Origin of the sequence: Kitasatospora sp. NBC_00240, assembly GCF_026342405.1 — a bacterium.
In the GTDB taxonomy this organism is placed as follows: Bacteria; Actinomycetota; Actinomycetes; order Streptomycetales; family Streptomycetaceae; genus Kitasatospora.
In genome coordinates, this window is the sequence record NZ_JAPEMU010000001.1 from 4,322,730 (window position 1) to 4,348,115 (window position 25,386).

The window sequence follows — 25,386 nt, forward strand, 5'->3', positions numbered from 1 at the left end:
CGCTCGCTCAGTCCACCGTCCAGGTGTCGGTGCCGGCGAGGAGGGTGGCGAGGTCGCCGGGCCCCTGCCGGGCGGTGGCGGTGGCCAGCTGCTCGGCCATCAGCACGTCGTAGACCGGCCGCTCGACGCTGCGCAGCACCCCGATGGGGGTGTGGTGGAGGGTGTCGGCGTCGGCGATGCGGGAGAGGGCGAAGGCGGTGGAGGGGCCCGGTGCGTGGGCGTCGTGGACCAGGACGGCGTTCTCGTTGTCGGGTGTCACCGGTGCGACGTGGAGTTCGCCGGTGGCGGGGTCGCGGAAGACGCCCTGGGCGCCGTCGGTGCCGAAGCGCACCGGGCGGCCGTGCTCCAGCCGGATCAACGCCTCGTCGCGGGTCCCCGGCTCCTTGAGGACTTCGAAGGCGCCGTCGTTGAAGATGTTGCAGTTCTGGTAGATCTCCACCAGGGCGGTGCCCTCGTGCTCGGCCGCCGCCCGCAGCACCGAGGTGAGGTGCTGGCGGTCGGAGTCGATGGTGCGGGCCACGAAGGTCGCCTCCGCGCCGATCGCCAGCGAGAGCGGGTTGAACGGCGCGTCCAGCGAGCCCATCGGCGTCGACTTGGTGATCTTCCCGACCTCGCTGGTCGGCGAGTACTGACCCTTCGTCAGCCCGTAGATCCGGTTGTTGAACAGCAGGATCTTCAGGTTCACGTTCCGCCGCAGCGCGTGGATCAGATGGTTGCCGCCGATCGACAACGCGTCACCGTCACCCGTCACCACCCACACCGACAGGTCCTGCCGCGACGTCGCCAACCCCGTGGCGATCGCCGGCGCCCGCCCGTGGATCGAATGCATCCCGTAGGTGTTCATGTAGTACGGGAACCGCGACGAACACCCGATGCCGGAGACGAACACCGTGTTCTCCCGCCGGATCCCCAACTCCGGCATGAACCCCTGCACCGCCGCCAGGATCGCGTAGTCCCCGCACCCCGGACACCACCGCACCTCCTGATCCGTCTTGAAATCCCGCGCACTCTGCGGCCCTTCGGCCCGCGGCACCAGACTCAGCGACCGCAACCCCTCGGGCAGACCGCCGGACAGACCCTCAGTCATCGCTCTCATCCCCGTCCAGCGTCCCGATCGTCGCGAACAGCATGTCCGCCAACTGTGCCGCCTTGAAGGGCATCCCGTTGACCTGCGTGAAGGGCTGCGCGTCGACGAGGTACCTGGCCCGCAGCAGCATGGCGAGTTGCCCCAGGTTCATCTCCGGCACGATCACCCGGTCGTAGCCCTCGAGGACCGCCCCGAGGTTGGCGGGGAAGGGGTTCAGGTTGCGCAGGTGCGCCTGCGCGACCCGGCCACCCTCCGCCCGCACCCGCCGCACCGCCGCCGCGATCGGCCCGAACGTCGAACCCCACCCCAGCACCAGGACCCGGGCCACGCCGTCCGGATCGTCCACCACCAACGGCGGCACCTCGATCCCGTCGACCTTCGCCTGACGGGTGCGCACCATCAGATCGTGATTCGCCGGATCGTAGGAGATGCTGCCCGTCCCGTCCTGCTTCTCGATCCCGCCGATCCGGTGCTCCAACCCCGCCGTCCCCGGCACCGCCCACGGCCGCGCCAACGTCAACGGATCCCGCTTGTACGGCCAGAACACCCGCGACCCGTCCTCCAACTCATGGTTGGGCCCCGACGCGAAGTCCGGATCGATCCCCGGCAACTCCCCGACCTCCGGGATCCGCCACGGCTCCGACCCGTTCGCCAGATACCCGTCCGACAGCAGGAACACCGGCGTCCGGTACCGCACCGCGATCCGCGCCGCCTCCAGGGCCGCGTCGAAACACTCCGCCGGCGTCGCCGGCGCCACCACCGGCACCGGCGCCTCACCGTTACGCCCGAACATCGCCTGCAACAGATCCGCCTGCTCCGTCTTCGTCGGCAACCCCGTCGAGGGACCACCACGCTGGATGTCCACCACCAGCAACGGCAGCTCCAACGACACCGCCAACCCGATCGCCTCCGACTTCAACGCCACCCCGGGACCCGACGTCGTCGTCACCCCCAACGCACCACCGAACGCCGCCCCCAGCGCCGCCCCCACCCCCGCGATCTCGTCCTCCGCCTGAAAAGTCCGCACACCGAAATTCTTGTGCCGCGACAACTCGTGCAAAATATCCGACGCCGGCGTGATCGGGTACGACCCCAGGAACAACGGCAACCCCGACCGCACCCCCGCCGCGATCAACCCGTACGACAACGCCAGATTCCCCGAAATGTTCCGGTACCGCCCCGCCGGCAACGCCGCCGGCGCGATCTCGTACGAAACCGCGAAATCCTCCGTCGTCTCCCCGAAATTCCACCCCGCCCGGAACGCCCGGACATTCGCCTCCGCGATCAACGGCTTCTTCGCGAACTTCGACCGCAGAAAAGCCTCCGTCCCCGCCGTCGGCCGGTGATACATCCACGACAACAGACCCAGCGCGAACATGTTCTTCGCCCGCTCCGCGTCCTTCCGCGCCAGCCCGCTGTCCTTCAACGCCTCCAACGTCAACGTCGTCAACGGCACCCGATGCAGGTGATACGCCTCCAACGACCCGTCCCCCAACGGATCCACCGCCCACCCCACCTTCGCCAACGCCCGCTTCGTGAACTCGTCCGTGTTCACAATGATCTCCGCACCCCGCGGCAGATCCCCCACATTCGCCTTCAACGCCGCCGGATTCATCGCCACCAACACATTCGGCGCGTCCCCCGGCGTCAAAATGTCATGATCCGCGAAATGCAACTGAAAGCTCGACACACCCGGCAACGTCCCCGCAGGCGCCCGGATCTCCGCCGGAAAATTCGGCAACGTCGACAGATCGTTACCGAACGACGCCGTCTCCGACGTGAACCGGTCCCCCGTCAGCTGCATCCCGTCACCCGAGTCACCCGCGAAGCGGATGATCACCCGGTCCAATCGTCTGACCGGCTTGACACGCCTGGGCTGCATTCCTCCCGGCGGCACCGGACCCGACTCGCTGTCGGGGCTGTCCGAGCCGTCCACTGCCTCCGACTGATCGACCTGGCTGGTCACTGCGGCGGACCTCCTCGTGGGCATCCAGCCGCGGGCGTGAGCCGTGTGCCCCGTCCGCCTGGTGCACCCTTCGCATCCTATGCGCGCGGGTAATCCGTAGGCCGGAACTTCGACGTGCGGCGAAAAACTGCATACCGGTGTCTTATTTCCATACCTACGACAACGCCTCGGGTCAGTTCCGCCATACCCCCCGCCCGGAATCCGGTCGGGGGCGCCGCCCGGGCGGGCGGCGGGGCCGGAAAGCGCAGGCCGGGGCCGGAAAGCGCGGGCCGGGGCCGGTCAGGAGTTCAGATAGGTGAGCACCGCGAGCACCCGGCGGTGGTCCTCGGAGCTCTGTGCCAGGCCCAGCTTGAGGAAGATGTTGCTGACGTGCTTCTCCACCGCGCCGTCCGAGACCACCAGCTGCTTGGCCACCGCCGCGTTGGTCCGGCCCTCGGCCATCAGGCCCAGCACCTCCCGCTCCCGGGGCGTGAGGCCGGCCAGCACGTCGCCCTTGCGGCTGCGGCTGAGCAGCTGCTGCACCACCTCCGGGTCCAGCGCCGTGCCGCCGCCGGCCACCCGGACCACCGCGTCGACGAACTCGCGGACCTCGGCGACCCGGTCCTTCAGCAGGTAGCCCACCCCTCGGGTGGAGCCCGCCAGCAGCTCGGAGGCGTAGCGCTCCTCGACGTACTGGGAAAGCACCAGCACCCCCACCGACGGGTACAGGCCGCGCAGGGTCACACAGGCCCGGACGCCCTCGTCGGTGTGCGTCGGGGGCATCCGCACGTCGGCGACGACCACGTCCGGCAGGGCGTCGTCGGTGGCCAGGTCGTGGATCGTCTTCAGCAGCGCCTCGCCGTCCCCGACACCGGCGACGACCTCCAGGCCGCGGTCGGTGAGCAACCGGGTCAGGCCCTCCCGCAGCAGTACGGAGTCCTCGGCGATGACGACGCGAAGCATGGTGGCCTTCCGGCTGGGTTGGACTGACGGGGTCAGTCTTCCCTATCGGCGTGGGCACCGGGCCCGAACCGGGAACGGCCGCGGCCAGGGCCCGCGCCGCCCCACCGGGGCGGTGCGGAACGGCCTCACATGGTGCGGATGGCCACCGCGTCGCAGAGCCCCTGCAGGGCGGCCTTCGCCGGGCACTCGGGCAGCGGGTCGAGCAGCGCGCGGGCCTCCTCGGCGTAGCGCAGCGTCTCGCGGCGGGCGCACTCCAGGGCCGGGTGCTTGCGCAGCAGCCGCAGTGCCTCGGCGTGCAGGTCGTCGTCGGCGAGGTCGAGCTTCAGCAGCTCGCGCAGCCGGGCGTCGGCCGGGTCGTCCTGGTCCGCCGGCATCTGCTGCAGCAGCAGGATCGGCAGCGTCGGGACGCCCTCGCGCAGGTCGGTGCCGGGGGTCTTGCCGGACTCGTGGCCGTCGCTGGCGATGTCGAGCACGTCGTCGGCCAGCTGGAAGGCGGTGCCCATCCGCTCGCCGTACTGGGTCAGGATGTCGACCACCCACGGCTCGGCGCCGGACATCAGCGCGCCGAAGCGGCCGGAGACGGCGATCAGCGAGCCGGTCTTGCCGGCGATCACGTCGAGGTAGTGCCGCAGCGGGTCGTCGTCGGGCCCGGGGCCGGCCGTCTCCAGGATCTGGCCGGTGACCAGCCGCTCGAAGGCGTCGGCCTGCAGCCGGACGGCCTCCGGGCCGAGGTCGGCCAGCACCTGGGAGGCGCGGGAGAAGAGGAAGTCGCCGGTGAGGATGGCGACGGAGTTGTCCCAGCGGGAGTTGGCGCTGGGGGCGCCGCGCCGGACGGGCGCCTCGTCCATCACGTCGTCGTGGTAGAGCGTCGCCAGGTGGGTCAGCTCGACCACCACGGCGGCGGGCACCACGCCGGGGGCGTACGGGTCGCCGAACTGGGCGGCGAGCATCACCAGCAGCGGGCGGAAGCGCTTGCCGCCCGCCTCGATGAGGTGGCTGGCGGTGATGGTGATGAAGGAGACGTCGCTCTTGACGGTCTCGGCGAGGGCGGCTTCCACCGCGTCCATGCCGGTCTGGACGTCGCGGGTCAGATCGCGGTCCTGCACGCTGAGCCCGAAGGGTCCCACGACGGTCACGAAGACCACTCCTGTCCCTGGTCGATCTAGCGGCCTGGTCCCTGAGTGCCGCCGCTGGCCATACAGGCAGGGTATCCGGTCAAGAGTGGATCACTGCACGGGCGTGCGGGTCTGTCATGGTCGGGCCGACCGGGCCCGGGCCGGACGGCACGGGCGGGAAGAGCGCGGGGTCCGGGCCGCGCCGGTCGGCGCGGCCCGGACCCCGGCGGCGAAGCAGCTACCTGACGAACGGCGAGACCTTCGACGCGAGGTCCAGGAAGTACTGCGGGAGCAGCCCCAGACCCAGGGTGACCAGGACGCCGACACCGATGGCGGTCGCCGTGAACGCGCTGGGCACGGCCACCGTCGGGCCGCCCGGCTGCGGGTCGGAGAAGAACATCAGCACGATGACCCTGATGTAGAAGAACGCCGCCACCGCGGAGCTCAGCACACCCACGATGACCAACGGCGTGGCGCCGCCCGCCGCCGCGGCCTGGAAGACCGCGAACTTCCCGGTGAAGCCCGAGGTGAGCGGGATGCCGGCGAAGGCCAGCAGGAACAGCGCGAAGACCGCCGCCAGCAGCGGCGAGCGCCGCCCGAGGCCGGCCCAGCTGGAGAGGTGGGTGGCCTCGCCGCGCGAGTCGCGCACCAGCGTGACGACCGCGAAGGCGCCGAGCGTCACGAAGGAGTACGCCAGCAGGTAGAAGAGCACCGCGCCCAGGCCCTGCTTGTTGGTGGCGATCACGCCGGTGAGGATGAAGCCGGCGTGCGCGATCGAGGAGTAGGCGAGCAGCCGCTTCACGTCCTGCTGGGTGACGGCCAGCACCGCGCCGACCACCATGGTGAGGATCGCGACGCCCCACATCACCGGGCGCCAGTCCCAGCGCAGGCCGGGGAAGGCCACGTAGAACAGCCGCATCAGGGCGCCGAACGCGGCCACCTTGGTCGCCGCCGCCATGAAGCCGGTGACCGGCGTCGGGGCGCCCTGGTAGACGTCCGGGGTCCAGGAGTGGAACGGCACCGCGCCGACCTTGAACAGCAGGCCGACCGAGAGCAGCGCCAGGCCGATCAGCAGCAGCGCGTCGTTCTGGGTGGTGCTGAGCAGCGCCTGGGTGGCCGGGGCCTCGCCCGAGATGACGTCGGCGATGTCGCCGAGCCGGACGCTGCCCGCGTAGCCGTACAGCAGGGCGGTGCCGAACAGGAAGAACGCCGAGGCGAACGCCCCCAGCAGGAAGTACTTGACGGCCGCCTCCTGGGAGAGCAGCCGGCGGCGCCGGGCGAGCGCGCAGAGCAGGTACAGCGGGAGGGAGAAGACCTCCAGCGCCACGAACATGGTCAGCAGGTCGTTGGCGGCCGGGAACAGCAGCATGCCGCCGACCGCGAACAGGGTGAGCGGGAAGACCTCGGTGCTGGCGAAGCCGGCCCGGACGGCGGCGCGCTCCTGCTCGCCACCGGGGGTGGCGGAGGCCTGGGCGACGAAGGCGTCCACCGGGACCCCGCCGGCCTTCGGCTCCAGCCGGCGCTCCGCGTAGGTGAGCACCGCGACCACGGCGACCAGCAGGATCACGCCCTGCAGGAACAGCGCGGGCCCGTCCAGCGCGACCGCGCCCATCGCCAGCAGGTCGACCTTGGTGCTGCCGTAGCCCTGCGAGGCGAGCACGATCACCGCGGTGAAGGCACCGGCCAGGCCGAGCAGGGCGATGGTGACCTGCGCCCAGTACCGGGCCCGCCGGGGCAGGAAGGCCTCGGCGAGGATCCCGGCGACGGCGGCGCCGAAGACCACCAGCATCGGGGAGAGCTGCCCGTACTCGACGTGCGGCGCGGGGATGCTCGCGCTGTTGCCGCCGGCGGCGGCGAGCCAATGACTCATCACTTCTGCTCACCTCCTGGGGTGGCGGCCACCGGGTGGGCCGGCGCCGGGTCGGTCTCGTGGACCTGGGAGAGGGTGGCGTCCACCGCCGGGTTGACGATGTCGGTGAGCGGCTTCGGGTAGACGCCCAGCAGGATGGTGAGCGCCACCAGCGGCGCCACCACGGCCAGTTCGCGCACCTTGAGGTCGTGCATGCCGCGCACGGAGTCCTTCACCGGGCCGGTCATGGTGCGCTGGTAGAGCACCAGGACGTACAGCGCGGCCAGCACGATGCCGAAGGTGGCGATGATGCCGATCACCGGGTAGCGGGTGAACGTGCCGACCAGGACCAGGAACTCGCTGACGAACGGCGCCAGGCCCGGCAGCGACAGCGTCGCCAGGCCGCCGATCAGGAACGATCCGGCCAGCACCGGGGCGACCTTCTGCACGCCGCCGTAGTCGGCGATCAGCCGCGAGCCGCGCCGGGAGATCAGGAAGCCGGCGACCAGCATCAGCGCGGCGGTGGAGATGCCGTGGTTGACCATGTAGAGGGTCGCGCCGCTCTGCCCCTGGCTGGTCATCGCGAAGATGCCCATGATGATGAAGCCGAAGTGCGAGATCGACGCGTAGGCGATCAGCCGCTTGATGTCCTTCTGGCCGACGGCCAGCAGCGCGCCGTACATGATCCCGATCAGCGCCAGGACCAGGATCGCCGGGGCGAAGGTCTTGGAGGCGTCGGGGAACAGGCCGAGGCAGAAGCGGAGCATCGCGAAGGTGCCGACCTTGTCGACGACGGCGGTGATCAGCACGGCCGTTCCGGCGGTCGACTCCCCCATCGCGTTCGGCAGCCAGGTGTGCAGCGGCCACAGCGGCGCCTTCACCGCGAAGGCGAAGAAGAAGCCCAGGAAGAGCGCCTTCTCGGCGGTGGGGTTGACGACCAGCTTGCCGTCGGCGATGGCGCCGGTGAGGGTCGGCAGGTCGAAGGTGGCGAAGCCCTGGTCCTGCGCGATCACGTACAGCCCGATCACCGCGGCCAGCATGACCAGCCCGCCGAGCAGGTTGTAGAGCAGGAACTTCACCGCGGCGTAGCTGCGCTGACGGGCCGACTCGGGGCCGCCGGCGCGGTCGCCGAAGCCGCCGATCAGGAAGTACATCGGGATCAGCATGGCTTCGAAGAACACGTAGAACACGAAGACGTCGGTGGCCAGGAAGGACACCAGGACCATCGCCTCGACGGCCAGGATCAGCGCGAAGAAGGCCTGGGTGCGGCGACGCCCCTCGAAGGTGTTGGGGTCGACCGTGCCGTCCGGGACGCGCTCCGGGTCCGCGTCGTGCCAGGAGGCGAGCAGCACCACCGGCACGAGGACCGCGGTGAGCAGCACCAGCACGGTGCCGATGCCGTCGGCGCCGAGCGAGAAGGTGATGCCGAAGGACCTGATCCAGCTGTACGACTCGGTGAGCTGGTACCGGGCGCCGCCCGGTTCGAAGCGCACCGCGACCAGGGCGGCGAGGGCCAGCGTGGCCAGTGAGACCACCAGCGCGACGATCTTGGTGACGCGCCGGCGGCCGTCGTCCGTCCCCGCGGGCAGCGCGGCGGTGAGCACCGCGCCGGCCGCCGGGACGGCGCAGGTGGCGGTCAGCAGGTAGCTCATGGCCGGACCTCCTGACGTGTGGGGTAGGGGCGAGTCACGACCATCAGACCGACCTCATCAGGAGAGTGGTGGCGACCAGCACCAGCGTGCCGCCGAACATGGAGAGCGCGTACGAGCGGACGTAGCCGTTCTGGATCCGGCGCAGGCGGCTGGAGACGCCGCCGATGGTGGCGGCCAGGCCGTTCACGAAGCCGTCCAGGCCCCTGCTGTCGAAGTAGACGAGGGCCGCCGCGAGCGCGGAGCCGGGCCGGACCAGGACGGCGTGGTTGAAGTCGTCCTGGAGCAGGTCGCGGCGGGCGGCGCGGGTGAGGGCCGAGCCGACCGGCGGGACGACCGGCACCGGCGAGCGCCCGTACATCAGGTAGGAGACCGCGATGCCGGCCAGCATGCAGAGCGTGGTGATCAGCGTGACGGTCAGCGGGGACAGCGGGGAGTCGCCCTCCGCGTGGCCGGTGACCGGCTCCAGCCAGTGCAGGAAGGAGCTGTTGAGGGTGAACAGGCCGCCGGCGAAGACCGATCCGAAGGCCAGCACGATCATCGGGATCGTCATGCTCTTCGGGGACTCGTGCGGGTGCGGCTCGTTGCCCTCGGCGTCCGGCTGCCAGCGCTTCTCGCCGAAGAAGGTCAGGAGCATCACCCGGGTCATGTAGAACGCGGTGATCGCGGCGCCGAGCAGCGTGACGCCGCCGAGGATCCAGCCCTCGGTGCCGCCCTTGGCGAAGGCCGCCTCGATGATCTTGTCCTTGGAGAAGAAGCCGGACAGGCCGGGGAACCCGATGATCGCCAGGTAGCCGAGGCCGAAGGTGACGAAGGTGACCGGCATGTACTTGCGCAGGCCGCCGTAGTGCCGCATGTTCACCTCGTCGTTCATGCCGTGCATGACCGATCCGGCGCCGAGGAACAGCCCGGCCTTGAAGAAGCCGTGGGTGACCAGGAGCATGATCGCGTAGACGTAGCCGATCGGGCCCAGGCCCGCCGCGAGGATCATGTAGCCGATCTGCGACATGGTCGAGCCGGCCAGCGCCTTCTTGATGTCGTCCTTGGCGCAACCGACGATCGCCCCGAAGATCAGCGTGACCGCGCCGACCACCACCACGGCGGTCTGGGCGTCCGGCGCCAGGTTGAAGATCGAGGCGGACCGGGTGATCAGGTAGACGCCGGCGGTGACCATGGTGGCCGCGTGGATCAGGGCCGAGACCGGGGTCGGGCCCTCCATCGCGTCCCCGAGCCAGGACTGCAGCGGTACCTGGGCGGACTTGCCGCAGGCGGCGAGCAGCAGCATCAGCCCGATCGCGGTCAGCTTGCCCTCGCTCGCCTGGCCGACCGCGCCGGCCGTGCCCTCCGAGCCGAGCAGCGGGCCGAAGGCGAAGCTGCCGAACTCCGCGAACATCAGCATGATCGCGATCGACAGGCCCATGTCGCCGACCCGGTTGACCAGGAAGGCCTTCTTGGCGGCCGTCGCGGCGCTGGGCTTGTGCTGCCAGAAGCCGATCAGCAGGTACGAGGCGAGGCCCACGCCCTCCCAGCCGACGTACAGCAGCAGGTAGTTGTCCGCCAGCACCAGCAGCAGCATCGCCGCCAGGAACAGGTTCAGGTAGGCGAAGAACCGCCGCCGGCGCTCGTCATGCGCCATGTAGCCCACCGAGTACAGGTGGATCAGGGTGCCGACGCCGGTGATCAGCAGGACGAAGGTGATCGAGAGCTGGTCGAGCTGGAACCCCATGTCGGCCTGGAAGCCGTTCACCGGGATCCAGCTGAACAGGTTGACGTCGACCTGCCGTTCGGCGGTCTCCCGGCCCAGCATGGACGCGAAGAGCGCCAGGCCGAAGCCGAAGGAGAGCGCGGCGAAGGCGGTGGCCAGCCAGTGGCCGAAGCGGTCGAGCCGGCGCCCGCCGAGCAGCAGCAGGGCGGCGCCCGCCAGCGGAGCCGCCACGAGCAGCGGAATGAGAGAGTTCACCGTGGGCCCTCCGCCTACAGCTTCATCAGGTTGCTGTCATCGACCGAAGCCGAGTGCCTGGTCCGGAAGATGGACACGATGATGGCGAGGCCGACGACGACCTCGGCCGCCGCGACCACCATGGTGAAGAACGCGATGATCTGGCCGTCCAGGTTGCCGTGCAACCGGGAGAAGGTGACCAGGGCCAGGTTCGAGGCGTTCAGCATCAGCTCGACGCACATGAAGAGCACGATCGCGTTGCGCCGGATCAGCACCCCGCTGGCCCCGATGGTGAACAACAGGCCGGCCAGGTAGAGGTAGTTGACGGGGTTCACTCCGAACCCTCCTCTGCGGACGGGGACTTGGCGGTCGGTACCTTCTGCAGCGCCCGGCGCTGCTCGGGCGGCGCCACCGGCGGCCGGGCGGAGGACGGCCGGCCGAGCCAGTCGGCGGTGGTCTCCTCCAGTTCGGCCATCCGCTGCAGCATCTCCTGGCTGACGTCCCGGATCTGGCCCCGCTCGCGCAGGGTCGCCATCACCGAGTCCTCGGCGATCGAGCCGTCCGGCAGCAGGCCCGGGACGTCGACCGCGTTGTGCCGGGCGTACACGCCGGGGGCCGGCATCGGCGGCACCTGGACGTTGTCCTTGACCCGCTGGGCGGCCAGCTCGCGCTGGGTGCTCGGCGCCTTCACGTGCTCGCGGTGGGTGAGCACCATGGCGCCGATCGCGGCGGTGATCAGCAGCGCGCCGGTGACCTCGAAGGCCCAGACGTACTTGGTGAAGATCAGCCGCGCCAGGCCCTGCACATTGCCCTCGGCGTTGGCGTCGGCCAGGCCGGTGAAGTGGTCGAGCTTGGCGTTGGCGATGCCGGCGATCAGCAGCACCCCGAACCCGAGGCCGCAGAACACGGCGGCGAACCGCTGGCCCTTCAGCTGCTCCTTGAGGGAGTCCTCGGAGGTGACGCCGACCAGCATCATCACGAACAGGAAGAGCATCATGATCGCGCCGGTGTAGACGACGATCTGCACGACACCCAGGAACACCGCGCCCTCGGCCATGTAACAGACCGCCAGCGCGATCATCGTGGCGGCCAGGCAGAGCGCGCTGTGCACGGCCTTGCGCATCAGCAGCATGCCGAGCGCGCCGCCGACCGCGATCACGGCGAGGATCCAGAACTGGACCGCCTCACCGGTGGAGGTGGCCCCGGTCAGGGCGAGGGCGTTCACCCGGCCACCTCCTCGTCGAGCTTGCGGCGCGACGCGGGGACCTGGCGCTCCGTACCGGGCGCGGCGGCGGTGATCTCGCCGCGGTAGTACGCGCCCTCGTCGGTGCCCGGGTAGATCTCGTGCGGCGAGTCGACCATTCCTTCGGTGAGGCCGACCAGGAGCTGCTCCTTGGTGAAGATCAGGTCCTTGCGGGAGGAGTCCGCCAGCTCGTACTCGTTGGTCATGGTCAGCGCCCGGGTCGGGCAGGCCTCGATGCAGAGCCCGCAGAGGATGCAGCGGGCGTAGTTGATCTGGTAGACCGCGCCGTAGCGCTCACCCGGCGAGTAGCGCTCCTCGTCGGTGTTGTCGGCGCCCTCCACGTAGATGGCGTCGGCCGGACAGGCCCAGGCGCACAGCTCGCAGCCGACGCACTTCTCCAGGCCGTCCGGGTGCCGGTTCAGCTGGTGGCGGCCGTGGAACCGGGGCGCGGTGGGCTTCTTCTGCTCCGGGTACTGCTCGGTGAGCCGCTTCTTGAACATGGCCTGGAAGGTCACGCCGAAGCCTGCGGCCGGTCCCAGGATCGATGACTTCTCGCTATCGTCCGACATCTCGGTTCAGCTCCCTTCGGAATGGTTGGCGCCGTTCAGCGCGTCCTGGAGTTGCGGGGCCCGGCTGCGCCGGCGCGGTACGGGCGGCAACTGCTGCCCGGGCAGCGGCGGCACGGGGTAGCCGTCGGCCATCGGGTCGAAGGCCCCGCCGTTCGCCGGGCGGCCCTCGTCGCCGTCCGGCTCCGGCTTGCGGCGCAGGACGTCCCGCAGCAGGGCGAGCAGCAGCAGGGCGCCGATCGGGGCACCGACGTACAGCACCACCTCGCCGAAGCCGTAGCCCTCGTTGCGCAGGGCCCGGACGCTGGCGACCATCACCAGCCAGACCAGCGAGACCGGGATCAGGACCTTCCAGCCCAGCTTCATGAACTGGTCGTAGCGCAGCCGGGGCAGGGTGCCGCGGAGCCAGATGAAGAAGAACAGCAGCAACTGGATCTTCAGCGTGATCCAGAGCATCGGCCACCAGCCGTGGTTGGCGCCCTCCCAGAAGACCGAGACCGGCCAGGGAGCCCGCCAGCCGCCGAGGAAGAGCGTCGAGGCGACCGCCGAGACGGTGACCATGTTGACGTACTCCGCCAGCATGAACATCGCGAACTTCAGCGAGCTGTACTCGGTGTTGAAGCCGCCGACCAGCTCGCCCTCGGCCTCCGGGAGGTCGAACGGCGCCCGGTTGGTCTCGCCGACCATCGCGATGATGTAGACGATGAACGAGACCGGCAGCAGCACCGCGAACCAGGTCGGCTGCTGGGAGGCGACGATCTCCGAGGTGGACATCGACCCGGAGTAGATGAACACCGCCGCGAAGGACAGGCCCATCGCGATCTCGTAGCTGACCATCTGCGCGGCCGAGCGGATGCCGCCGAGCAGCGGGTACGTCGACCCGGAGGACCAGCCGGCCAGCACGATGCCGTAGATCCCGATCGAGGCGGTCGCCAGGATGTAGAGCAGCGCCACGGGGAAGTCCGTCAGCTGCATCGGGGTCCGGGTGCCGAAGATCGAGATCTCGTTGCCGGCCGGGCCGAACGGGATCACCGCGAAAGCCATGAACGCCGGGATCGCGCAGACGATCGGCGCCAGGATGTAGACCACCTTGTCGGCCCCGGTGACGACCAGGTCCTCCTTCAGGGCCAGCTTGATGCCGTCCGCGAGGGACTGCAGCAGGCCCCAGGGGCCGTGCCGGTTGGGCCCGATGCGCAACTGCATCCAGGCCACCACCTTGCGCTCCCAGACGATGGCGATCAGCACCGTCCCGACCAGGAAGGCGAACACGAAGACGGCCTTGAGCAGGACCAGCCACCAGGGGTCGCGGCCGAAGAAGCCCAGGGTCTCGTAGGCGGCGAGGTGATTCATCGGGCCTCCTCCGTTTCGGCTCCGGCGGGTGCCGCCGCCACGGGGGCCGGCAGCTCGGCCGCGGCGACGGTGACCAGGTGGCCGACCGTGGTGCCGAGCGCCCGGTGGGCGCCGCCGGGGGTGGAGTTGAGCGGGATCCAGACCGTGCGGTCCGGGATCTCCTTGGTGATCTCCAGCGGCAGGACCACCGAGCCGGCCGGGCCAGTGAGCCGCAGGCCCCCGGTGGCGCCGATCTCCTCGGCGGTGGCCGGCGAGAGCCGGGCGACGGCCGGGTGCCGGGTGCCCGCCAGGTGGGTGTCGCCCTCCTGCAGCGAGCCGTTGTCCAGCAACTGCCGCCAGCCCGCCAGGACCGCCTGGCCGGTGGCCGGGCGGGGCAGCGGGGTGGGGTGCGCGGCGGGAGCGGCCGGGCGCTCGCCCGTCCAGGGGGCGAACCGGTCCAGCTCCAGCCGGGCGGCCCGGACGTCCGGCAGGCCGAGCCGATGGCCGAGCGCGTCGGCCAGCATGCTCAGCACCCGGACGTCCGAGTACAGGTGGCGGCCCATCTGCTGGTCCGGCTTGAGGGCCGGCTCGAACATCCGGACCCGGCCCTCCCAGTCCAGGAAGGTGCCCGCCTTCTCGGCGACCGCGGCCACCGGCAGCACCACGTCCGCGTGCGCGGTGACGGCCGAGGGCCGCAGTTCCAGCGAGACCAGGAACGGCACCCGGGCGAGCGCCTCGTCGGCCAGCGCCGGGTCGGCCAGGTCGGACGGGTCGAAGCCACCGACCACCAGCGCGTCCAGGTCGCCGTGCGCGGCGGCCGCGAGGATCTGGTCGGTGTCCCGGCCCAGCCGGGCCGGCAGCTCGGCGACGCCCCAGGCGGCGGCGGTCTCCGCGCGGGCGGCCGCCGCCGTGGCCGGCCGCCCGCCGGGCAGCAGCCCGGGCAGCGCACCCGCCTCGACGGCGCCGCGCTCCCCCGCCCGGCGCGGGATCCACGCGAGCCGGGCGCCGGTGGTGTGCGCCAGGCGCAGGGCAGCGGTGAGCGCGCCGGGCATGGCGGCCAGCCGCTCGCCGACCAGGATCACCGCGCCGGGCTCCCGGAGCAGGACGGCCGCGCGGCCGGCGTCGTCGCCGAGCGCCTCGTCGGCGGCCAGCGCCGACAGCCACTCGGCCTCGGTGCCGGGCGCGGCCGGCAGCAGCGCGCCGTGCAGCTTGGCGAGCCCGCGGGAGGCGTGGTCGGCGACCGAGAAGATCTTGAGACCGCGGGCCCGGTTGGCCTTGCGCAGCCGCAGGAAGACGATCGGCGACTCCTCCTCGGGCTCGAAGCCCGCGAGCAGCACCGCCGAAGCGGCCTCCAGGTCCTCGTACGTCAGGCCCTCGCCGTCCAGGTCCACGCCCCGACCGGCGACGGCGGCGGTCAGGAAGTCCGCCTCCTCGCCGCTGTGCGGGCGGGCCCGGAAGTCCACGTCGTTGGTGCCGAGCACGACCCGGGCGAACTTCCCGTAGCCGTACGCGTCCTCGACCGTCACCCGGCCGCCGGCCAGCACGCCTGTACGGGCACCGGAGAGCCCGGCCGCCGCCGCGGCCAGCGCCTCCGGCCAGGACGCGGGGACGAGCTCGCCGCTGTCCGCGTCGCGGACCAGCGGGGTGCTGAGCCGGTCGCGCTGCTGCGCGTAGCGGAACGCGAAGCGGCCCTTGTCGCAGTTCCACTCCTCGTTCACCGCCGGGTCCTCGCCGGCGAGGCGCCGCAGCACCTTGCCGCGCCGGTGGTCGGTGCGCTGCGCGCAGCCGGACGAGCAGTGCTCGCAGACACTCGGCGAGGAGACCAGGTCGAAGGGCCGCGACCGGAACCGGTAGGCGGCCGAGGTGAGGGCGCCGACCGGGCAGATCTGGATGGTGTTGCCGGAGTAGTACGACTGGAAGTCGTCGCCCTCGCCGGTGCCGACCTGCTGGAGCGCGCCGCGCTCGATCAGGTCGATGAACGGGTCGCCGGCGATCTCCTGGGAGAACCGGGTGCAGCGGGCGCAGAGCACGCAGCGCTCGCGGTCCAGCAGCACCTGGCTGCTGATCGGCACCGGCTTCTGGTAGGTCCGCTTCATGCCGTCGAAGCGGGAGTCGGCGCCGCCGGTGGACATCGCCTGGTTCTGCAGCGGACACTCGCCGCCCTTGTCGCAGACCGGGCAGTCCAGCGGGTGGTTGATCAGCAGCAGCTCCATCACGCCGCGCTGCGCCTTCTCGGCGACCGGCGAGGAGACCTGGGTGCGGACCACCATGCCCTCGGCGACCGGGATGGTGCAGGAGGCGACCGGCTTGCGCTGGCCCTCGACCTCCACGATGCACTGCCGGCAGGCGCCGGCCGGGGCGAGCAGCGGGTGGTCGCAGAAGCGCGGGATCTGGGTGCCGATCTGCTCGGCGGCGCGGATGACCAGCGTCCCCTTGGGGACCTGGACCTCGACGCCGTCGATGGTGAGCGTGACCAGCTCCACCGCCGCCTTGGAGGTGGATGGCTCGGTGATGGTCATGCGTGCACCTCCCTTTCGGTGGCGGACTGGTGGCCGTTGCGGTGCGCGTCGGCCCAGACGGTGGAGGCCGCCGGGTCGAACGGGCAGCGGCGCTCGGTGAGGTGCTGCTCGTACTCGGACCGGAAGTGCTGCAGCGAGGAGACGATCGGGCTGGCCGCGCCGTCACCGAGCGCGCAGAAGGACTTGCCGTTGATGTTGTCGGCGATGTCGAGCAGCTTCTCCAGGTCTCCGGCGGAGCCCTGGCCCGCCTCGATCCGGCGGAGCAGCTGGACCAGCCAGTACGTCCCCTCACGGCAGGGGGTGCACTTGCCGCAGGACTCGTGGGCGTAGAACTCCGTCCAGCGGGTGACCGCCCGGACCACGCAGGTGGTCTCGTCGAAGACCTGCAGCGCCTTGGTGCCCAGCATCGAGCCGGCCGCGCCGACACCCTCGTAGTCGAGGGGGACGTCGAGGTGCTCGTCGGTGAACATCGGGGTGGAGGAGCCGCCCGGGGTCCAGAACTTGAGCCGGTGCCCGGCCCGCACGCCGCCGCTGATGTCCAGCAGCTGGCGCAGCGTGACGCCGAGCGGGGCCTCGTACTGGCCCGGGTTGGTGACGTGCCCGGACAGCGAGTAGAGGGTGAAGCCGGGGGACTTCTCCGTCCCCAGCGACTTGAACCACTCCTTGCCGCGGGCCAGGATCGGCGGCACCGAGGCGATCGACTCGACGTTGTTCACCACCGTCGGGCAGGCGTACAGGCCGGCGATGGCCGGGAACGGCGGGCGCAGCCGGGGTTGGCCGCGGCGGCCCTCCAGCGAGTCGAGCAGCGCCGTCTCCTCGCCGCAGATGTACGCCCCGGCGCCCGCGTGGACGGTGATGTCGAGGTCGATCCCGGAGCCGAGGATGTTCTTGCCGAGGTAGCCGGCCTCGTACGCCTCGGCGACGGCGGCCTGCAGCCGGCGCAGCACCGGGACGACCTCGCCGCGCAGGTAGATGAAGGCGTGGTCGCAGCGGATCGCGTACGAGGCGATGATCATGCCTTCGATCAGCGAGTGCGGGTTGGCGAAGAGCAGCGGGATGTCCTTGCAGGTGCCCGGCTCGGACTCGTCGGCGTTGACCACCAGGTAGTGCGGCTTGCCGTCGTTCTGCGGGATGAACTGCCACTTCAGGCCGGTGGGGAAGCCCGCGCCGCCGCGGCCGCGCAGGCCGGCGTCCTTGACCAGGGCGATCACGTCGTCCGCCGGCATCGCGAGGGCGGCCTGCAGGCCCTCGTACCCGGCGTGCCGGCGGTAGGTGTCAAGTGTCCAGGGTCGGTCGTCGTCCCAGGAGGCGGACAGTACGGGGGTGAGCAGCTTTTCGGCCGGCTCTGCGGAGGTCATCACGCTTCCGTCCCTTCGTGCCGGGGCGAGACGACCTTCGTCCCCGCCGTGCCGGGCAGTGCCTCGCCCTTGGCCAGTCGCAGGCCCGCGAGCGAGGGGGCGCCGCCCGCGCCGGAGGCGTCGACGACGCCGGGGCGCTCGTCGGGGAAGCCCGCCAGGATCCGCGAACTCTCCTTGAAGGAGCAGAGCTTGGCGCCCCGGGTGGGCTGCACCTCGGCGCCGGCGCGCAGGTCGTCGACGAGCTGCCGGGCGCTGTCGGGGGTCTGGTTGTCGAAGAACTCCCAGTTGACCATCACCACGGGCGCGTAGTCGCAGGCCGCGTTGCACTCGATGTGCTCGATCGAGACGTCGCCGTCGGCGGTGGTCTCGTTGTTCTTGATCCCCAGGTGCTGCTGGAGTTCGTCGAAGATCTGGTCGCCGCCCAGCACCGCGCAGAGCGTGTTGGTGCAGACGCCCACGTGGTACTTACCGGCGGGCTTGCGCCGGTACATGGTGTAGAAGGTGGCGACGGCGGTGACCTCGGCGGTGGTCAGCTCCAACTGCTCGGCGCAGAAGCGGATCCCGGTGGGCGTGACGCAGCCCTCCTCGGCCTGCACCAGGTGCAGCAGCGGGAGCAGCGCGGAGCGGGCCACCGGGTAGCGCCCGATCAGCTCCTTCGCGTCCTCGGCCAGCCTGGCCAGGACGTCCGCCGGGTACGGCTTGGCCGGCAGGGCCGGCATTCCGAGCCCGACGCCGGTCGGTGAATCGGCACTCAACGGTCCACGCCTCCCATCACCGGGTCGATCCCGGCCACCGCGACGATCACGTCGGCGACCTGGCCGCCCTCGCACATCGCCGCCATCGACTGCAGGTTGGTGAACGAGGGGTCGCGGAAGTGGACGCGGTAGGGCCGCGTGCCGCCGTCGCTCACCACGTGCACCCCGAGTTCGCCCTTCGGGGACTCGACCGCCGCGTACGCCTGCCCCACCGGGACCCGGAAGCCCTCGGTGACCAGCTTGAAGTGGTGGATCAGGGCCTCCATCGAGGTGCCCATGATCTTCCGGATGTGGTCGAGCGAGTTGCCCATCCCGTCCGCCCCGACGGCCAGTTGGGCCGGCCAGGCGATCTTCTTGTCGGCCACCATCACCGGGCCGGGCTGGAGCCGGTCCAGGCACTGCTCGACGATCCGCAGCGACTGGCGCATCTCCTCCAGCCGGATCAGGAACCGGCCGTAGGAGTCGGCGGTGTCGGCGACCGCCACGTCGAAGTCGTAGTCCTCGTAGCCGCAGTACGGGTCGGACTTGCGCAGGTCGTTCGGCAGGCCGGTGGCGCGCAGGATCGGGCCGGTGGCGCCGAGGGCCAGGCAGCCGGCCAGGTCGAGGAAGCCGACGTCGACCAGCCGGGCCTTGAACACCGGGTTGCCGGTGGCCAGCTTGTCGTACTCGTGCATCCGCGAGCGGAGCAGCTTCACCGCCTCGCGGACCTGGTCGACGGCGCCGGGCGGGAGGTCCTGGGCGAGGCCGCCGGGGCGGACGTACGCGTGGTTCATCCGCAGGCCGGTGACCAGCTCGAAGATGTCCAGGATGAGTTCGCGGTCCCGGAACCCGTAGATCATCAGGGTGGTGGAGCCGATCTCCATGCCGCCGGTGGCGAGGCACACCAGGTGCGAGGAGATCCGGTTGAGCTCCATCATCAGCACCCGGATGACGGTGGCCCGGTCCGGGATCTGGTCGGTGATGCCGAGCAGCTTCTCGACCGCCAGGCAGTACGCGGTCTCGTTGAACAGCGGGGTCAGGTAGTCCATCCGGGTCACGAAGGTGGTGCCCTGGACCCAGTTCCTGAACTCCATGTTCTTCTCGATGCCGGTGTGGAGGTAGCCGATGCCGCAGCGGGCCTCCGTCACGGTCTCGCCGTCGATCTCCAAGATCAGCCGCAGCACGCCGTGGGTGGACGGGTGCTGGGGGCCCATGTTGACGATGATGCGCTCGTCGTCGGCCCGGCCGACGGCCTCCACCACCTCGCCCCAGTCACCACCGGTGACGGTGAAGACCCGCCCCTCGGTGGTCTCCCGGGCACCTGCTTCTTCGTAGTGAGTGGTCATCAGGAGTACGACCTCCGCTGGTCGGGCGCCGGGATCTGGGCGCCCTTGTACTCGACGGGGATGCCGCCGAGCGGGTAGTCCTTGCGCTGCGGGTGGCCCAGCCAGTCGTCCGGCATCATGATCCGGGTGAGCGCCGGGTGGCCGTCGAAGACCAGGCCGAAGAAGTCGTACGCCTCGCGCTCGTGCCAGTCGTTCGTCGGGTAGACGCTCACCACGGACGGGATGTGCGGGTCGGCGTCGGGCGCGGTGACCTCGACCCGGATCAGCCGGCCGTGGGTGAGCGAGCGCAGGTGGTAGACCGCGTGCAGCTCCCGTCCGGTGTCGGACGGGTAGTGCACACCGCTCACGCCGAGGCAGAGCTCGAAGCGCAGCGCGGGGTCGTCACGCAGTGTGCGGGCCGTGCGCAGCAGGTGTTCGCGGTCGACGTGGAAGGTCAGTTCGCCCCGGTCGACGACGATCTTGTCGATCACGTCGGCCGGGTCGAGGCCCTGCTCCTCCAGCGCGCCCTCCAGCTCGTCGGCCACCTCGTCGAACCAGCCGCCGTACGGGCGGACGCTGGCCGGCGGCAGCGCGATCGGGGCGGCGAGGCCGCCGAAGCCGGAGGTGTCGCCGCTGCCCTGGGCACCGAACATGCCCTGGCGCCGGCCGACCACCTCCAGCGGGATCTCCTTGCGGGTGGCGGGGACGGCGGTGCCGTTGCCGCCGGCGCCGCCGTTCCCGGTGCCGTTCCGGTCCGTCATCGCAGCAGCCCCCGCATCTCGCTGACCGGGGTGGCCTGCAGGGCGAGGGCCTCGCCCAGCTCCTCGGCGCGGCGCTTGTTCACGCCGAGCGGCTCGTGCTGGATCTTGTCGTGGAGCTTCAGGATCGCGTCCATCAGCATCTCCGGCCGGGGCGGACAGCCCGGCAGGTAGATGTCCACCGGGACGATGTGGTCCACGCCCTGGACGATCGCGTAGTTGTTGAACATGCCGCCCGACGAGGCGCAGACCCCCATCGAGATGACCCACTTGGGATTGGCCATCTGGTCGTAGACCTGGCGCAGCACCGGCGCCATCTTCTGGCTCACCCGCCCGGCCACGATCATCAGATCGGCCTGCCGGGGCGAGCCCCGGAAGACCTCCATGCCGAACCGGGCCAGGTCGTAGCGGCCGGCGCCGGTGGTCATCATCTCGATCGCGCAGCAGGCGAGCCCGAAGGTGGCCGGGAACAGCGACGACTTGCGCACCCACCCCGCGGCGGTCTCCACGCTGGTGAGCAGAAAGCCGCTCGGCAGCTTCTCCTCGATTCCCATCAGATCCCTCTCAGTCTCTCAAGTCCGGTGGTTTGTCCTCGCGTTCACAAGCAGAGGTCAGTCCCACTCCAGACCGCCGCGGCGCCATACGTAGGCGTACGCGACGAAGACGGTGGCGATGAACAGGAGCATCTCGACCAGCCCGAAGATCCCCAGGGCGTCGAAGCTGACCGCCCAGGGGTAGAGGAAGACGATCTCGATGTCGAAGACGATGAAGAGCATCGCCGTCAGGTAGTACTTGATCGGGAACCGGCCGCCGCCCAAGGGCTGCGGGGTCGGTTCGATACCGCACTCGTACGCCTCCAACTTGGCCCGGTTGTAGCGCTTCGGGCCGGTGAGTGAGGCCATCACGACGGAACCGACCGCGAACGCCGCCGCGATGGCACCGAGTACGAGGATCGGCGCGTAGGCATTCATAGCCCCCGCTCCCTCCGTCCAGTCGTCGTTGACTGCAGATCGGAACCGACGGGTCACGCTGGGGTGAACCCGTGATCCAACTTCTGAGATCCACCTCATGTGAGGCAGTTCACAAAGCCAGGATCGAGCGCATCCTATGCCCGTCGGCTTGTGATCTGCGACACGCAGTTCGGGACGATCTTTGTGATCTACGCCACCTCGTGAATGGCACCCAATGGCATCAAGTCGCTATTCATCAACCCAAAGCCGCCAAATGGTCACAACCAGTCGCATTCATCTATGAACTGGCTGGTCAGAGCCGCGCTCCTATATCAACTGTGCCTCGCTCACCGCAAATTTCTAGGCGCAAGGTTGACGTGTTATATGAACTCACCCTCCAGGGTGGACGCCTCCGAACACCCGCTTGACCTTTCGTTCACAAGCGCGCGAACCCCGCCGGGGCGGACGCGGGGAGAGGTCCGGGGCGGGGTTCGCGGCAGGGCTCGCGGCAGGGCTCGCGGCAGGGCGGGGGGCAGGGCTGGGGGCAGGCTCGCGGACGGGTCCGCGGCAGGAGTGGGGACCGCTCGGCGCGGGTCGCGGCAGGGGTGGGGACGGCTCAGGGGCGGGGTTCGCGGACGGGCCCGACGGCGCCCGCTCAGGCCGGCTGCGACAGGCGCCCGGACTCGGGCACCGGCTCGGACTCGGGCTCGGGTGCGGGGCCCGGAGCGGCCGCGGGCGCGGCCGCCGGGGTGATCGCCCGGCGGCCCCACTCGGTGCCGGCCAGGATCAGCACCACCCCGCCGAGGGCGAGCAGCCCGAAGCGGTCACCCGCCACGGTGATGCCGAAGACGGCGGCCCAGAGCGGTTCGGTGCCGAGCAGCAGGCTGACCCGGGACGGCGAGGTCGCCCGGACCGCCCACATCTGGACGAAGAACGCGAACAGCGTGCAGAACACCGCCAGGTGCAGCAGCCAGGCCCACTGGACCGCGCCCCAGGAGGCCGCCACCGACCAGGGCGAGGGCCCGGCGAACGGCGCGGCGACCGCGAACACCACAGTGGCCGCGGCGAGTTGGACCCAGGTGAGGGCGAGCGACTCGGTCCCCTCGACGGCCTTCATCCGCGACATGGTGAGCACGTGCACCGTCCGGACCACGGCGGCGCCGAGCACCAGCAGGTCGCCGCCGGACGGCGCCCGGAACCCGCCGTCGCCGGTCAGCAGCGCGACGCCGAGCAGCGAGAGCGCGGCGGCCGCCAGGAACGCCCGGGGCAGCCGGGTGCGCCCGACGGCGCTCTCCGCGAGCGGGGTGAAGATCATGGTCAGGCTGATCACCAGACCGGCGTTGGTGGCCGAGGTGTGCACCGCGCCGTACGTCTCCAGCAGGAAGACACCGCCGAGGATCAGCCCGAGCAGCCCGCCGCCGAGCCACTCCCGCGGGCCGAGCCCGCGCAGGGCGCGACGGGCGACCAGGCCCAGCACGGGCAGCACCAGTCCGAAGCGGACCACCAGCATGGCGATCACGGTGTCCGGTTCGGCGACCTGCTTCACCGCGAGGAAGCTCGACCCCCAGACCACGGCGACGAGCAGGACGGGCAGGTCCCTGACGAGGGGCGAGGAGGTGCGCATGGGTGAGGTCCCTCCGGGGCGTACGGGTCGGCAGGACGGATCCCGTGCGTCGGCGGACGGCATCTCGTGCGCGAGGAGCGAGCTCGCCATCCTGCCGCATCCGGACCTCGCCGACCAGCGAGTTCGCCCGGCCGCGGAGGCCCGGCCGGCAGCGGCGCGGGCCCGGCCCCGGCCGGACGGCACCCGTTCGGTGGCTGGCGGTGCGGGCCCGGGGGCGGAACTCTGGGGGCTGCTGTGATCATTTCGGCCGCCGAGGAGGAGAGACATGCCGCTGGCGCACTACGGCGTGACCATCGGGACGTTCGACGAGTTCCACCGGGACCCGTCCCACGAGTACGGGCACTGGTACCACGGCCACGTCCGGCTGAACACGCCCCAGGGGGTGTACGAGGCGGCGCTGGACGTGGACGCCCCGGCCGTCACCGGGGTCAGCTACCGGCTGGTGGACGATCTGCGCGCCGCCGACCTGGCGACCGTCCGGGCGCTGCCGGACGGGTTCCACCCGCTGGACTCGAACCCCGGCTCGGGGGCGCTGGACTACGCCCGCAGCCCGCAGCTGCGCAACCGGCTCTGGGTGGTCCGGGCCAGGACGGCGGGCCGGGCGCTCGCCCGCACCCTCCAGCGGCCGGCGATCGGCGCGCCCGCCTTCGGCCCCGACCTGGTGGACCTGATCGGCGGCTGGCTGGCCGGGCGCGGGATCGGCATCCGGTTCTTCCCCTGGATCGCGAGCAACGGCGACAACGCGCTGGACGTGCTGGAGCCGCACCTGCGCGCCGCGAGCCGGATCTACGTGTTCGGGCAGGCCTTCGACCAGGGGCTCGGGGTCCACGACGTGCACCAGAACCAGGGCGACCCGCCCGGCGACCACTACGCCGCCAACGGGATCTGGCAGGACGGCGCGGTGGTCTGCGAGCATCCGGACGGCCGGATCGTCGTCTGGCAGCTGAAGTTCAACACCCAGACGCTCTCGACCGACGAGCACGGGAACCCGAAGCTGCCCTGAACCCGCCCGGGGACCGCCCGGCGCTCAGAGCTCCTCGAACGGGTGCCGCTGGGCGAACTCCTGGGCGGTCATCCCCATCACCACCAGGTCGTGGTGTCGGCCGGCGAAGTACTCGTGGTCGCGCAGCCGGCCCTCCTCGGTGAAGCCGAGCCGGCGGTGCAGGGCGAGCGAGGCGTCGTTGAAGGCGTAGACACCGGCCTCGCACTTGTGGAAGCGCCGCTCCCCGAACATGAACCGGAGCAGCAGGACGACGGCGTCGGCGGCGTACCCCCGGCGGTGGTGGTCGGCCCCGATGCCGATGCCGTAGCGGAAGCGGCCGGCCCGCAGGTCGGTGGCGTCGGTGGACAGCGCGCCGACCAGTTCGCCGCTGCGCAGCTCCTCGACGGCCAGTTGGAACCGGTTGTCGAGGGGGGTGGCGGTGGTGCGTTCGGCCGTCCAGGCCCGGTAGCACTCGGCCGAGCGGGGCGGGTGGATCGCGTCCACCGACCGCTGGTGCTCGGAGTGGTCGTCGAACCGTTGGAAGGTCTGCCAGTCCTCGGGTTCGATTCCGCGCAGGCGGACGCGCTTCCCGGTCCAGAATGAGGTCATCGCACCATCGGACCAGGCCAAGGCTTGCGCTGTCCAAGGGATTTGCCGCCGCGGCGGCGGGTCGGGCGGCGGTCGGGGAACGGTACCGGAGGGGGTCGCATGACAGGGCCCGGGGCGGGCATGGATGATGCAGCCATGACAACCATTCCGTCCAGGAAGGCCCGTCACGTGAAGCGCAAACACTGGGCGCTGCTCGTCGCAGCGACCATCCTCCCACTGGCCGTGACCACCGGCGCCGCCGCCGAGACCCCGGACCAGGGCCCCGCGCCCGCCGTCACCTGCACGTACACCCCGGCCGTCCCGGCCGACAACTTCAAGGGCATCCCGGTCTTCGACGCCAAGAAGGCCGCCAAGCCCTACACCGCCACGCTGAAGACCTCGCAGGGCACCATCACCTTCCAGGCCCTGACCGACAAGGCCCCCTGCACCACCTTCTCGTTCCGCTTCCTCGCCGAGCACGACTACTTCGACCGCACCCACTGCCACCGGCTGACCACCCAGCGCCTGTGGGTGCTGCAGTGCGGCGACCCGACCGGCACCGGCAGTGGCGGGCCCGGCTACTCCTTCCCGGACGAGAACCTGGACGGCGCCACCTACCCGGCCGGCACGGTGGCGATGGCCAACGCCGGGCCGAACACCAACGGCAGCCAGTTCTTCTTCGTCTGGAAGGACACCAAGCTCTCCCCCGCCTACACCCCCTTCGGCCGGGTGACCGGCGGGATGGACGTCCTGCAGCGGATCGCGGCCGGCGGCGAGGACGACCAGAACGGCCCGGGCGACGGCTTCCCCACCCTGCCGGTGGACTTCAAGCGGGTACGGATCGGCAACCGCTGACCGCCGGG

The 25,386-nt window shown here is 70.9% G+C and carries 22 protein-coding genes; 2 read left to right on the plus strand and 20 right to left on the minus strand.

All coding sequences use genetic code 11. The features are described from left to right. Positions 1–7: 7 nt before the first annotated feature. The 19 genes from OG689_RS18190 to OG689_RS18280 all read right to left on the minus strand — a co-directional run bounded on the left by OG689_RS18190 (position 8) and on the right by OG689_RS18280 (position 22,953). Complete coding sequence (locus OG689_RS18190; RefSeq protein WP_266321636.1) at positions 8–1,087, minus strand: 2-oxoacid:ferredoxin oxidoreductase subunit beta; 1,080 nt, start codon at positions 1,085–1,087, stop codon at positions 8–10. Next, positions 1,080–3,077, minus strand: coding sequence for a 2-oxoacid:acceptor oxidoreductase subunit alpha (locus OG689_RS18195; protein ID WP_266321637.1), 1,998 nt, complete (start codon positions 3,075–3,077; stop codon positions 1,080–1,082). Before OG689_RS18195 ends, OG689_RS18190 begins: the two co-directional genes overlap by 8 nt. A gap of 255 nt (positions 3,078–3,332) precedes the next feature. Then, complete coding sequence (locus OG689_RS18200; protein WP_266321639.1) at positions 3,333–3,995, minus strand: response regulator transcription factor; 663 nt, start codon at positions 3,993–3,995, stop codon at positions 3,333–3,335. Between the two features lie 125 nt (positions 3,996–4,120). Next, on the minus strand, positions 4,121–5,131 hold the full coding sequence (locus OG689_RS18205) for a polyprenyl synthetase family protein (protein ID WP_266321641.1): 1,011 nt from the start codon (positions 5,129–5,131) through the stop codon (positions 4,121–4,123). A 217-nt stretch (positions 5,132–5,348) separates the two neighbouring features. Further along, positions 5,349–6,980, minus strand: coding sequence for an NADH-quinone oxidoreductase subunit NuoN (gene nuoN / locus OG689_RS18210; RefSeq protein ID WP_266321643.1), 1,632 nt, complete (start codon positions 6,978–6,980; stop codon positions 5,349–5,351). Beyond that, on the minus strand, positions 6,980–8,611 hold the full coding sequence (locus tag OG689_RS18215) for an NADH-quinone oxidoreductase subunit M (RefSeq protein ID WP_266321644.1): 1,632 nt from the start codon (positions 8,609–8,611) through the stop codon (positions 6,980–6,982). Before OG689_RS18215 ends, nuoN begins: the two co-directional genes overlap by 1 nt. 43 nt (positions 8,612–8,654) lie before the next feature. Then, complete coding sequence (nuoL, locus tag OG689_RS18220; protein WP_266321646.1) at positions 8,655–10,568, minus strand: NADH-quinone oxidoreductase subunit L; 1,914 nt, start codon at positions 10,566–10,568, stop codon at positions 8,655–8,657. 14 nt (positions 10,569–10,582) lie between these two features. Continuing rightward, positions 10,583–10,882, minus strand: a complete 300-nt coding sequence (gene nuoK / locus OG689_RS18225) for an NADH-quinone oxidoreductase subunit NuoK (RefSeq protein ID WP_073924119.1) — start codon at positions 10,880–10,882, stop codon at positions 10,583–10,585. Then, positions 10,879–11,772, minus strand: coding sequence for an NADH-quinone oxidoreductase subunit J (locus OG689_RS18230; RefSeq protein ID WP_266321651.1), 894 nt, complete (start codon positions 11,770–11,772; stop codon positions 10,879–10,881). Before OG689_RS18230 ends, nuoK begins: the two co-directional genes overlap by 4 nt. Continuing rightward, positions 11,769–12,359: an NADH-quinone oxidoreductase subunit NuoI gene (nuoI, locus tag OG689_RS18235; protein WP_266321652.1), complete on the minus strand. Its 591-nt coding sequence runs from the start codon at positions 12,357–12,359 to the stop codon at positions 11,769–11,771. Before nuoI ends, OG689_RS18230 begins: the two co-directional genes overlap by 4 nt. Positions 12,360–12,365: 6 nt before the next feature. Continuing rightward, entirely contained in the window at positions 12,366–13,706 is a 1,341-nt protein-coding gene (nuoH, locus tag OG689_RS18240; RefSeq protein ID WP_266321653.1) for an NADH-quinone oxidoreductase subunit NuoH, read from the minus strand. Continuing rightward, on the minus strand, positions 13,703–16,204 hold the full coding sequence (locus OG689_RS18245) for an NADH-quinone oxidoreductase subunit G (RefSeq protein ID WP_266321655.1): 2,502 nt from the start codon (positions 16,202–16,204) through the stop codon (positions 13,703–13,705). The genes nuoH and OG689_RS18245 overlap by 4 nt, the downstream gene beginning before the upstream one ends. Then, positions 16,201–17,562 (minus strand): NADH-quinone oxidoreductase subunit NuoF, encoded by a 1,362-nt coding sequence (nuoF, locus tag OG689_RS18250; RefSeq protein ID WP_266321657.1) that lies wholly within the window; start codon positions 17,560–17,562, stop codon positions 16,201–16,203. The genes OG689_RS18245 and nuoF overlap by 4 nt, the downstream gene beginning before the upstream one ends. Next, positions 17,562–18,281, minus strand: coding sequence for an NADH-quinone oxidoreductase subunit NuoE (gene nuoE, locus OG689_RS18255; protein WP_266327247.1), 720 nt, complete (start codon positions 18,279–18,281; stop codon positions 17,562–17,564). The genes nuoF and nuoE overlap by 1 nt, the downstream gene beginning before the upstream one ends. 32 nt (positions 18,282–18,313) lie before the next feature. Then, on the minus strand, positions 18,314–19,642 hold the full coding sequence (locus OG689_RS18260; RefSeq protein ID WP_266321658.1) for an NADH-quinone oxidoreductase subunit D: 1,329 nt from the start codon (positions 19,640–19,642) through the stop codon (positions 18,314–18,316). Further along, complete coding sequence (locus OG689_RS18265) at positions 19,642–20,382, minus strand: NADH-quinone oxidoreductase subunit C (RefSeq protein WP_266321659.1); 741 nt, start codon at positions 20,380–20,382, stop codon at positions 19,642–19,644. Before OG689_RS18265 ends, OG689_RS18260 begins: the two co-directional genes overlap by 1 nt. Then, positions 20,379–20,933, minus strand: coding sequence for an NADH-quinone oxidoreductase subunit B family protein (locus tag OG689_RS18270; RefSeq protein ID WP_073924110.1), 555 nt, complete (start codon positions 20,931–20,933; stop codon positions 20,379–20,381). Before OG689_RS18270 ends, OG689_RS18265 begins: the two co-directional genes overlap by 4 nt. A 57-nt stretch (positions 20,934–20,990) precedes the next feature. After that, positions 20,991–21,350: an NADH-quinone oxidoreductase subunit A gene (locus tag OG689_RS18275; RefSeq protein ID WP_095873518.1), complete on the minus strand. Its 360-nt coding sequence runs from the start codon at positions 21,348–21,350 to the stop codon at positions 20,991–20,993. A 634-nt stretch (positions 21,351–21,984) separates the two neighbouring features. Beyond that, positions 21,985–22,953 carry a DMT family transporter gene (locus OG689_RS18280; protein ID WP_266321664.1) on the minus strand — a complete coding sequence of 323 codons (969 nt, stop codon included), beginning with the start codon at positions 22,951–22,953 and terminating at the stop codon, positions 21,985–21,987. 265 nt (positions 22,954–23,218) lie between these two features. On the opposite strand from OG689_RS18280, the gene OG689_RS18285 reads away from it, so the two are divergent. Next, a complete protein-coding gene (locus tag OG689_RS18285; RefSeq protein ID WP_266321666.1) occupies positions 23,219–23,956 on the plus strand; it encodes a DUF2278 family protein in 738 nt (245 codons plus the stop codon). Positions 23,957–23,980: 24 nt separating this feature from the next. Here the strand turns inward: OG689_RS18285 and OG689_RS18290 are convergent, their stop codons facing one another. Beyond that, the gene (locus OG689_RS18290) at positions 23,981–24,544 is read right to left on the minus strand and encodes a GNAT family N-acetyltransferase (protein ID WP_266321668.1); all 564 of its coding nucleotides are present in this window, start codon (positions 24,542–24,544) and stop codon (positions 23,981–23,983) included. Positions 24,545–24,679: 135 nt separating this feature from the next. Here OG689_RS18290 and OG689_RS18295 point away from each other — a divergent pair, with 135 nt between their 5' ends. Further along, entirely contained in the window at positions 24,680–25,378 is a 699-nt protein-coding gene (locus tag OG689_RS18295; RefSeq protein ID WP_266321670.1) for a peptidylprolyl isomerase, read from the plus strand. The last annotated feature ends 8 nt before the right edge of the window (positions 25,379–25,386 follow it).

Excerpts from the sequence above, each read along its gene's own strand:
- OG689_RS18190 (WP_266321636.1), bottom strand. The coding sequence starts at position 1,087 with ATGACTGAGGGTCTGTCCGGCGGTCTGCCCGAGGGGTTGCGGTCGCTG.
- OG689_RS18195 (WP_266321637.1), bottom strand. The coding sequence starts at position 3,077 with ATGCCCACGAGGAGGTCCGCCGCAGTGACCAGCCAGGTCGATCAGTCG.
- OG689_RS18200 (WP_266321639.1), bottom strand. The coding sequence starts at position 3,995 with ATGCTTCGCGTCGTCATCGCCGAGGACTCCGTACTGCTGCGGGAGGGC.
- nuoN (WP_266321643.1), bottom strand. The coding sequence starts at position 6,980 with ATGAGTCATTGGCTCGCCGCCGCCGGCGGCAACAGCGCGAGCATCCCC.
- OG689_RS18215 (WP_266321644.1), bottom strand. The coding sequence starts at position 8,611 with ATGAGCTACCTGCTGACCGCCACCTGCGCCGTCCCGGCGGCCGGCGCG.
- nuoI (WP_266321652.1), bottom strand. The coding sequence starts at position 12,359 with ATGTCGGACGATAGCGAGAAGTCATCGATCCTGGGACCGGCCGCAGGC.
- nuoH (WP_266321653.1), bottom strand. The coding sequence starts at position 13,706 with ATGAATCACCTCGCCGCCTACGAGACCCTGGGCTTCTTCGGCCGCGAC.
- OG689_RS18245 (WP_266321655.1), bottom strand. The coding sequence starts at position 16,204 with ATGACCATCACCGAGCCATCCACCTCCAAGGCGGCGGTGGAGCTGGTC.
- nuoF (WP_266321657.1), bottom strand. The coding sequence starts at position 17,562 with ATGACCTCCGCAGAGCCGGCCGAAAAGCTGCTCACCCCCGTACTGTCC.
- nuoE (WP_266327247.1), bottom strand. The coding sequence starts at position 18,281 with ATGCCGGCCCTGCCGGCCAAGCCGTACCCGGCGGACGTCCTGGCCAGG.
- OG689_RS18260 (WP_266321658.1), bottom strand. The coding sequence starts at position 19,642 with ATGACCACTCACTACGAAGAAGCAGGTGCCCGGGAGACCACCGAGGGG.
- OG689_RS18265 (WP_266321659.1), bottom strand. The coding sequence starts at position 20,382 with ATGACGGACCGGAACGGCACCGGGAACGGCGGCGCCGGCGGCAACGGC.
- OG689_RS18270 (WP_073924110.1), bottom strand. The coding sequence starts at position 20,933 with ATGGGAATCGAGGAGAAGCTGCCGAGCGGCTTTCTGCTCACCAGCGTG.
- OG689_RS18275 (WP_095873518.1), bottom strand. The coding sequence starts at position 21,350 with ATGAATGCCTACGCGCCGATCCTCGTACTCGGTGCCATCGCGGCGGCG.
- OG689_RS18280 (WP_266321664.1), bottom strand. The coding sequence starts at position 22,953 with ATGCGCACCTCCTCGCCCCTCGTCAGGGACCTGCCCGTCCTGCTCGTC.
- OG689_RS18285 (WP_266321666.1), top strand. The coding sequence starts at position 23,219 with ATGCCGCTGGCGCACTACGGCGTGACCATCGGGACGTTCGACGAGTTC.
- OG689_RS18290 (WP_266321668.1), bottom strand. The coding sequence starts at position 24,544 with ATGACCTCATTCTGGACCGGGAAGCGCGTCCGCCTGCGCGGAATCGAA.
- OG689_RS18295 (WP_266321670.1), top strand. The coding sequence starts at position 24,680 with ATGACAACCATTCCGTCCAGGAAGGCCCGTCACGTGAAGCGCAAACAC.